This is a genomic window from Mucilaginibacter sp. P4_D1 (assembly GCF_056401935.1).
Map to the genome: position 1 here is coordinate 22,872 of NZ_JBFUIJ010000058.1, position 8,925 is coordinate 31,796.

Below are 8,925 nucleotides of genomic sequence, written 5' to 3' on the forward strand. Positions count from 1 at the left end.
AATCAAAATTGTAAAGGTATGGTAATGGTTATTTTGGTTCCGGATGCTTCGCCTGTTGGCTTCTCCAGGTCGTCTATCTTAATGGCGGCATCGTTTTGCAACAAATAAAGCCGTTCTTCGGTAATTTTCATACCCATGGATTGTTTTTTGGTACCGTTTATGGTTTTAAACCCGGCAGACCGTTGCCGCCCGATGCCATTGTCTTCAATTTCGCAAAACAAGCTACCCATTTTTTGTTCAAAGCTGATGGTTAGTTTTTTATCACCTTTTTTATGTATCAGCCCATGCCAAAGCGCGTTTTCGGCAAATGGTTGTATGATCATGGTTGGGATACGGATAAATGAAGGATGTATGTTGTTACCTATCCTGATATCAAACTCAAAATCGTCGTTAAAGCGTAATTTTTCTAATGATAGGTATAGCCGTAAAGTTTCTATCTCATCCTCAAGCGTGATAAATTGTTTTTCTGAATTTTCCAGGATCATCCTTACCAGTTTAGAAAAGCTGGAGAGGTATGTATACGCCGCTTTGGTATGCTTACTTACAATGCATTCCTGTATGGAGTTAAGCGCGTTGAAAATAAAATGAGGGTTCATTTGCGCGCGCAGGGCTTTCATTTCCAAATCGGAAAGCTGCAACTGCAGGGCCGCTTTTTTTCGCTCCCGTAAACGCACACTCCTGATAATGACGAGTAACGATAACCCGGCTACCACCCAAAATATGGTTTCGAACCACCACGTTTTCCAGAAAGGCGGTTTAACTATAAATTCAACCCTTTTTTCGGCGCTGGTTAAGCCATCTGATGTAACTGCTTTAAATCGGAAAGTATAAGCGCCCGGAGGCAGGCTGTTGTAGTCGATTTTCCCGGTGTTGCCCACATAGTTCCAATCTTTTTCAACTTTATCCAGTTTGCCATAATAACGGTTTTGAAGCGGATTAGTGTAATTAACAAGTGCCCAGTTAAACGATATTTTTTCGCTGTTGGGAGGGACGACGTAGCCTGCTTTTTCTTTATTCAGGATGGTACTGTCGTTGGCGCTCACACTGGTTAGCAGTAAGTTTTTTGTTGTTGGCTTATGAAGCAGATCGGCAGGAGCGTAGCTGGTGATATAGTTTTCGGCGGCGTAAATCATGCTGCCGTTTGGCAATGTGCGCAGCGTGCCATTCATGTCGTTGTTAATCAACCCGTCTTCCTCGGTGTACTGGTTAAAGCTATAGTTGGCAAGGTTAAAAACCACAAGCCCGTTTCTTGTGGCAATCCAAAGGTTATTAGCATGGTCAGGTGCGTAGTCGTAAACATATTTGTTCATGCCGGCCGGCAGCGGCCAGCCCCGCGACGTATTATTTTGGGTATTGATAGCTACAACGGTGGAATTATCTACTACCCAAAGTTTACCGTCCTGGTAATAAATATTAAGCGCCCTGCTATAGGGGGTAATATTTTTATCAATAAACCTGTCGAACTTTTTTGTTGATACCGAGTATTTGACTATTCCGTAATCCATATCGGTAAACCAGATATTGCCCTGGCTATCGGCAACAGCACCTGCTATATTAACGCCTTTGGGTAAACCGCCACCGTCGGGCAGTTTAACCACCAGCGCGTTAAATTTATTGGTTTTGGCATCATATTCCCATACTCCCCTGCGCCATGGGAAACACCATATTTTACCCTTGTTTACAAAAATTCCGTTAATGAAATTGTAGGGGTATTTGCCGGTTTGGTTTACCTTGTAGCACACTGTGGTAAACTTACCCGTAAGCTTATTCATTTTAAAAATACCGTACGAAGTTGAAAACCATAGTTCATCCTTGCCATATGGTGTAATGCCCATAACCGCCAGCTCGTTTTTGGCATAGGCCGTGTCGGCTTGCTTAATGGCGGCGGTGTAGTTTTTTTTGATGTTAAACGCGCTATCAAACAAGGTAAGCTCGAGGTTATGATCACCGCCCAGCCATAGCTGGTTGTCCTGGTAAAATAATGTTGGGGCCTGGCTGGTTATATTGGGTTGCGATGTGATGAAATGATGCCTGAACAATTGGCGGGTAGGGTCAAGTATGTAAACGCCCCTTGCTGTAGATATCCAAAGCAGGTTATCGCGCGAAACATAAAAACAATGCGGGTCAAGCGCGGCTGCTTCGCTAATAGGTTTCAAATCGTGGTGCTCAAATTTATCAAAAGGCTCGGTAAAGGAGGTTAAGTTATCAGTTAACCACATAGTATAGTGGTTGTTAATCGTTTTTTGCTCGGCAATGCTTGCTATATGATGAGGTGTTCCGGGCATCGAGCCGTACGATTTTACCGACCAGTTTTCAGGGATTATTTGTTTAAGGCCCTTGCTCCAGCAACCGGCCCATATTTTACCCGCATGATCTTCAAAAACGGTATTTATCATTCCGTCATAGTCGGCATCGTTCTCTGGTCCGTCAAATTGTGTAAACTGGTGTTTGGCTACATCAAACATCCAAACGCCGTTTACCGTTGCCAGCCACAGTCGCTTTTTGCGCCCAAGGGTTAAGGAGTTGATGGTGTTATCAAAATTTACAAACTCGCGCCTGCCGTCCCTGTTATTGGTAAAATGCCTGAATGTTTTTTCAACCATATCAAAGCATAACAGACCGCCCATAGTGGCAATCCATAATTTGTTACCGTCAAGCGCCAGGCTGTTCATACTGTTATCAAATTCCGACCTGTACGAATGGATTTTATTGGTTACCGGATCAAGTGATGATAACCCCTCGGATGTTGCCAGCCACAGGATATGGTTTTTATCTTCGGTAATGGCGTTAATCTGGTTGCTGAATAGTTTGTAGTCGGTAGGGGTATTGTTTGTTTGCAGGTTATGAAAAACCGAGCCGTCGAAGCTGTTGAGCCCATACTGCGTCCCCATCCACATGATGCCCTGGCTATCCTGAAAAAAGCAGTTCACCTGGTTGTCAGATAGTCCGTCTTTTTCACTCAGGTGATAAAAAAGCAGTTTTGAGTTACTTACCTGCGCGTTGATATCGCCCGCGCATAGCAAGAAAACAAAAAGCGATAATATGTAATTTTTAACCGGCAAAGGGTGATGTTTAGGGTGTAGTTGAAAGAAATTCGGTTTAAAAGTAGCATATTATATCGTTTGCCGTATAAAAAATATTTTTCATTAATCTGGACAACAGTAGGTTAACCAGCCTGAATTATTGTTTACAGTTCATTAATTTACCTGCCAACAAAAAGCCCGTCTCAATTTCGTTAAGGCGGGCTTCTTGTTTTAGTAGCAGATATCATCAATCAAAATCATGGTCAACAGGTGATAAAATAACGCCATGGTGCGCGTTTACCACGCCGTTTGCATAGCCATTTTTATCAACAAACATTTTTTCGTTTTCAATAAAGAAGTGTACTTCGCCTACGTTGAAATTACCTTTTATGTTAACTACACGGTCGGGTTCCTGTGCATGAATTTCGTTTAAGATGTGGCTTGACAGGCCGTGAAACTCGTGCTTATCCATTTGGTAAACATCAAGTACCGGCTCTTGGTGGCCCGTTTGGTATATTTTGATACGGAAATCGCTTAATTCTACGCGGACGTCTGTTCTGTCGGCAACGGCGTTATCGGTAATATTCAATGCCTTACCATCGGTAGTGGCAATGTGGGCATCAATACGGAGCGGCTGATTTATATTGCCTTTTTGCTCGTTGTAATAAGTTAGTATCCGCAAAAACTCGGTGCTGTTGTTGCCATCATTTACGGTAAGCGTACGTTGTTCGCTTAAAAAGATGGTGGTGCCAAAAATAAATGCATGTTTCATAATTTTATGTGTTGGTTTATTTAATCAACAAGCTATAAAAACGCAAAAAGTTTTAATGAAAAACACATTGTTACACAACGCAATAAAGCAAAAAAGCTTCCGGCCAACACCGGAAGCTTTTAATAAACTACTTATCCAATCCACCCCTTCGCGTTGCCTTGGTTTGTGCAGGCCATTTAACGCCTTCGGTTTTGGTATTGGTTGTTTTTACCGGATCTTCACTGGCCATATAAGCCATTATCGCGGCCAACATAGCGTTGTTCTTCAGGTCATCAAATACTACCTTGTCATAAGTATCCCTGTTGGTGTGCCAGGTATATGACCCGTACGACCAGTTGAGCGAACTTAGTGAAAAACCAGGAGCACCAACGGCTACAAATGATGCAAAATCAGAGCCGCCACCGCCGGGTTGGCCGGGGAAGTTGGTTTTTATCCTGTTTTTTATCGTATCGGGCACGGCAGCAAGCCACCTGGTTAAGTAATCTTTTGATTCAACAAAACCCTGGCCACCAATATTAACAACACGGCCGGTGCCGTTATCCTGGTTAAACAAGGCCTGCAGGTTTTTTACTATTTCTGGATGGTCTTCAACAAATGCGCGCGAGCCGTTCAATCCTTCTTCCTCGCTGCCCCAATGGCCTACTAAAATGGTGCGTTTTGGATGAGGATAATATTTTTTGAGCAGGCGCATTGCCTCCATCATGGTAAGGGTACCCGTGCCGTTATCGGTAGCGCCTGTACCACCATCCCATGAATCAAAATGCGCGCTTAGCATTACATACTCATCGGGTTTTTCTGTGCCCTTAATTTCGGCGATGGTGTTAAATGTTGGTACTACACCCAGTTCTTTTGATTCGCAGTGGATGCTGATTTTAGGGCTGGTGCCCGATTCGGTTAAGCGGTAAAGCATTCCGTAATCTTCTAACGCTATATCAACAGTAGGGACTATTTTGGTATACGCGCCAAAAATTTTATCAACCCCGAAACCTGCCGACCAGTTATTAGTGATAATACCTGCCGCGCCGGCATTTTCAAGTGCAACAGGCAATGTTTTATTGGTAAGCCCCGTTTTGCTGATGCGCTTTTTCCATGCGTCGGTTTGGGCGGTACGTGCGGCTTTCATCCTGTCAAACGAATCTTTGGTGGCAAATTCCGTCCAGTTATAATCTGGACGGCCGGTTGGCTGACACATAGATATCAGTACAAATTTACCTTTTACATTGGGCAGCCATTGCTGAAAAGCAACTGAATCAGCCACATCCGGCAAGATGATCAGTTCGGCAGTTACCGTTTTTTTGCCCATGCCGGGACTCCAGGCCAGTTGGGTGCCTTCTAATGATTTTACCCTTGGCGATATCATATCTATATGCGAAACACCACGTTCCCAACCGCGCCATTCGCCCCATTTTTCGTTGCGGGCCTGTATATCCCAGCTTTTGTATTTGGCCACGGCCCAATCATTGGCCTGTTTCATTTGCGGTGTACCAACTAAACGCGGGCCAATGCCATCAAAAAGCTGATGGGCCAGGCTTTCCAGTTGCGAGTTGCCGGTTTCTTCGGTCATGATGTTGTTGATAACAGGATTGGCAGATTGCGCGTTGGCAACACCACCATACAGTAAAGCGCCTATAACAATTGGTCGTGCTTTGTACCAAATATTAAGGCCGAAATTCAGGTTAATGTGTTTCATGAACCTAATTTAGAGAAAAGGAGTGAGGCATTGATAATTTATGCCTCACCGGGCTTCATTGCAAACACTTTGTTACATAAAATGTGAAGGTTATAGTTAAACAGGTAACTTAAGTATGAATTTGAAGCATCTGGTTCCCGCCTTTTTGAAACTCGTAGTCTACCTTTATCAAATTTAAAACATTACTCTTTGTAAAATGGGCTAATACAGCATCCATAACGTTGTTTTTTTGCGCATCAAGGTTTAAAACCGGAAAAATTCGTACCTGTTTGCAAACACGTAACATTTCCTGTATGGTAGCAATGTGAAAATCGACACCAAGATTTGCGTACAAAAGCAGGAAATGCGAGCTTACTCCGATATCAAATTGTTGGTCGCGATATGGTGTTTTATCCGGCATCATATGGGTTATGTAACGGCCTTCTTGTTTGCCTTTTTCAAAATCGGCGAGGAAGTTTTTCATCGCGTTCATGCGGATACTAACAAGATTGTCTATGGTTTTGATCTCGTTCCATACAAATTTATCGTAGTTGGCGGTCATTTGTTCAATAACTTCGGTTTTGGTTTCAATGATCCTTTGTTCTATTTCGGCCCTGGAAAACTGGTAAACAGGATCCATCGAAGTTACACTTCCTTGCATATGGGTTAGTTCGGCGTTAAAGCTTGCCGGCCCATCACCAACGCTTAAAAAGTTAAGGTTTAAATCGGCGGGAGTTAGGCCGAACATTTTTTGGTACTCCGTTAAGGTACGCCCCCATGGGACTACAGATTTTAAGGTAAACGACATGGAAATAATTTAAATAAAAAAGCCTGCTAAGTAAGCAGGCTTTAAAGTGTATACGCTATAAACAATAATTTAAACTGCTACAATAAATTTATACTGCGCGGTTGCCAATTATTATTTGTTGTTAGTTTCATTTTGATAATAAGTAACAAATGTAGGAATTAGCGGGGGGTTTTAAGTGAATAAATGGTCAATTAGCCAGCAATCGCTTTTAAAAGTTGATCCTTAAGAAAGGTAGCTCCTAAGGAGCAAAAGAAGTGTTGAATTCGTTTTCTACAAACAGGTTGCCTCTACCAGGCAGCTTAAAAGTGTACTAAGCTTGCAAAGGTTAACCTTTTGTAGCTGAAAAGTTTAAAAGCGATTGCTATGTATAAAGCAAAGGTTTATTAGCGATAGGTGGATTTATGTAGATACCTTGAAAAGAAAGGTTTTTGAATATACGCCAGATGAGAAACTGATTGAGTGGAAGCATTAGCCAGGTACATGAAAGTCAACTGTCAAAGCCCTCTGTACTATTCAGTGTATTTGATCTTAATCGTTAATCTTCCAGATCGTTCACAATTTCAACAGCGGCGAAAAACGAGAGTCCTTTAAGCATCAAAACTTTAGCAGATTTTTGTTTCCTGGTTAAGTAGCTCCGGTTGTCTTCCAACTGAGATGCAAAGTGTGTTATATCGGCTTCAATTTGCCAGTCGGAGGGGATTACGATGGTTACCTGGCCAAATGCCTGCGATATATCTAGGTAGGCAAACCCTGTAATATCGGCCTGGGTAAAATCCAGTTCGGTGCTGCCAAATACGTTCCTTACACTGCCACCTTTAAAATCTTTTGAAAGTATGGTTCTTTTTATCTCACCGAAGATGGTTGCGGTATTAAAGCTTTCGTCGGTGTTTTCGGTCATGGTTCCTGATAAAATGTTCATATTCTTTGATCTAATTGTCGAACAAAAATAGGCAAAGCAATAGCTGCTGAAACCGAAAGTTTGCAGGATGGTAAAAGTTGTCGGTAAACGCATGGAATATGTCGGTAAATGGCGCGGCGCGGCTTAACTTAAATTGGCTACCCCTTTAAAAAATTGTACCGCTCCAAAAATTATCGCGCCCCAAAATATAAAGCCGATATGGGCCATTGTTAGTACCAGGCCGCCTCCGCACCATAGTGCGCCGTACAACATATCTTTTTTTGCTTTTTCTTTCTTCTCGTCAATAATTTGTTGTTCAAGCATATTAACAATGTATTCGGCATTTTCGGCATCCAAACCGCGGGCAAGCAGGGCCGCTTTTATTTCAAATGCGTTTTGGCCTATCATGAAAAGGTTGCGTGCATAATGGTACATTTCGTCAAAAGTTACCTGAGTGATGGTCGGGTTTTCTTCCATTGTGATAAGTTATCAGGTTTTCATTATGCCGGCACTATTGCCGACAGCATAAATTTATTTATTGTAATTGGTTTTTACAATAGAGGAGGGAAATGATTTGGAAAAGATGTTGCTAACAACTTTTTATAGCTGGCGATTCTACAAAAAAGCAACTAAAAAACGAAACCGTTTGTAAATGCATTAGACGCATTTTTGAAATTTGGCGGCCTGTAAAAGGGCATAAACCAGTATAAATTAAGGCTGATGCTTAATGCGATTTTACATCGGCTTTTTTTTAACGGTTATATTATTTGGCATCCTTGCCTGCAACCACGCTGTCAATCTCGGTTTGTGTGATTCCGTATTTTGCCATTCGTTTACGGTGATCGGCCGAACCAAGGTATTCGTGAAGTTGTGCATTCACAGCCTGCAGAAGACTTAGGTTGTTTTTGCTAAATGAGAAGGCACCAACAGGGGCTTTTCCACCTTTGCTATTTGTGAAAGGGACTGCTTCCAGTTCCGGATTGGCATTTGCAGTGGCATGGTTTCCAACTGCCGTGGCTGCAAAAGCGTCAATCTTTCCGGCCAGCAATGCGGCGGTAGCATCTGGTTGGCTGTTAAAAAGCACGATTTGGCTATCGCTCACGCCCGCCGACTTTGCAGCGTCGAACTGCACTTGACCGGCAATAAGGCCAAGCAGCGCATCGCTGCGCATCATCACTGATTCATAATTTGTCAGGGCCTTCGGGTTGCCATGATACACGAGGAATCCATCGCCAAGCGACCATACCGGCACGCTGAAAGCTACATTCCTTGCTCGTTCGGGCGTAACAAAAATGGGCACGTTCATATCCCAACGTCCGGCCTGAACGCCTGGTAAAAGCTCTTCAAACGTAGTGAGCTGATATTCGATGGACGTTATGCCAATTGCCCGCAACACCACCTCGACCAATTCGATGTCGGCACCCTTTACCAGATGGTTTTCGTCAGTCCAGTAAAAAGGTGGTTCTTCGATATATGCTATTCGTACTTTCATGTTTTTACTCCACGACGTTAAAGGCGAATGTTCTGAAATTTCTGTTTCCATTTTGCTTGTCGTTATCTTGTATGCTTGTTGTATTTATAAGGTTTATTTCACATTGACAGCAAACTACTTAATAGCATTCCATGTGAATTTACTTTGCAAAGTTATGAGTATGGGTAAGGCGATAACAGATGCAGATTCTGAAAATTTAAGCATGACAGATTGGAAAGAAATAGTTGGTAGCCTTTTAAGGTTTTCGCTTGCCCAACGAGGGT

General features: G+C 42.8%; 7 protein-coding genes. All 7 read right to left on the reverse strand.

What is annotated here, in order from left to right; translation table 11 throughout:
* Nucleotides 1-2: 2 nt before the first annotated feature.
* Nucleotides 3-3,062 (reverse strand): two-component regulator propeller domain-containing protein, encoded by a 3,060-nt coding sequence (locus tag AC1DV1_RS28235; RefSeq protein ID WP_477367018.1) that lies wholly within the window; start codon nt 3,060-3,062, stop codon nt 3-5.
* A gap of 208 nt (nt 3,063-3,270) precedes the next feature.
* Nucleotides 3,271-3,795, reverse strand: coding sequence for a hypothetical protein (locus AC1DV1_RS28240; protein WP_477367021.1), 525 nt, complete (start codon nt 3,793-3,795; stop codon nt 3,271-3,273).
* 127 nt (nt 3,796-3,922) lie between these two features.
* On the reverse strand, nt 3,923-5,485 hold the full coding sequence (locus AC1DV1_RS28245; RefSeq protein ID WP_477367024.1) for a M20/M25/M40 family metallo-hydrolase: 1,563 nt from the start codon (nt 5,483-5,485) through the stop codon (nt 3,923-3,925).
* 109 nt (nt 5,486-5,594) lie between these two features.
* Complete coding sequence (locus tag AC1DV1_RS28250; RefSeq protein WP_477367027.1) at nt 5,595-6,272, reverse strand: hypothetical protein; 678 nt, start codon at nt 6,270-6,272, stop codon at nt 5,595-5,597.
* A gap of 535 nt (nt 6,273-6,807) precedes the next feature.
* On the reverse strand, nt 6,808-7,191 hold the full coding sequence (locus AC1DV1_RS28255; RefSeq protein ID WP_477367030.1) for a LiaF domain-containing protein: 384 nt from the start codon (nt 7,189-7,191) through the stop codon (nt 6,808-6,810).
* Nucleotides 7,192-7,314: 123 nt separating this feature from the next.
* The gene (locus AC1DV1_RS28260; protein ID WP_477367033.1) at nt 7,315-7,647 is read right to left on the reverse strand and encodes a hypothetical protein; all 333 of its coding nucleotides are present in this window, start codon (nt 7,645-7,647) and stop codon (nt 7,315-7,317) included.
* Nucleotides 7,648-7,933: 286 nt separating this feature from the next.
* Complete coding sequence (locus AC1DV1_RS28265) at nt 7,934-8,713, reverse strand: transporter substrate-binding domain-containing protein (protein ID WP_477367036.1); 780 nt, start codon at nt 8,711-8,713, stop codon at nt 7,934-7,936.
* Between the last annotated feature and the right edge of the window lie 212 nt (nt 8,714-8,925).

What these genes read in the sequence shown, in the direction of transcription:
- AC1DV1_RS28255 (WP_477367030.1), bottom strand. Translation starts at nt 7,191, where the DNA reads ATGAACATTTTATCAGGAACCATGACCGAAAACACCGACGAAAGCTTT.
- AC1DV1_RS28265 (WP_477367036.1), bottom strand. Translation starts at nt 8,713, where the DNA reads ATGGAAACAGAAATTTCAGAACATTCGCCTTTAACGTCGTGGAGTAAA.
- AC1DV1_RS28260 (WP_477367033.1), bottom strand. Translation starts at nt 7,647, where the DNA reads ATGGAAGAAAACCCGACCATCACTCAGGTAACTTTTGACGAAATGTAC.
- AC1DV1_RS28250 (WP_477367027.1), bottom strand. Translation starts at nt 6,272, where the DNA reads ATGTCGTTTACCTTAAAATCTGTAGTCCCATGGGGGCGTACCTTAACG.
- AC1DV1_RS28240 (WP_477367021.1), bottom strand. Translation starts at nt 3,795, where the DNA reads ATGAAACATGCATTTATTTTTGGCACCACCATCTTTTTAAGCGAACAA.
- AC1DV1_RS28245 (WP_477367024.1), bottom strand. Translation starts at nt 5,485, where the DNA reads ATGAAACACATTAACCTGAATTTCGGCCTTAATATTTGGTACAAAGCA.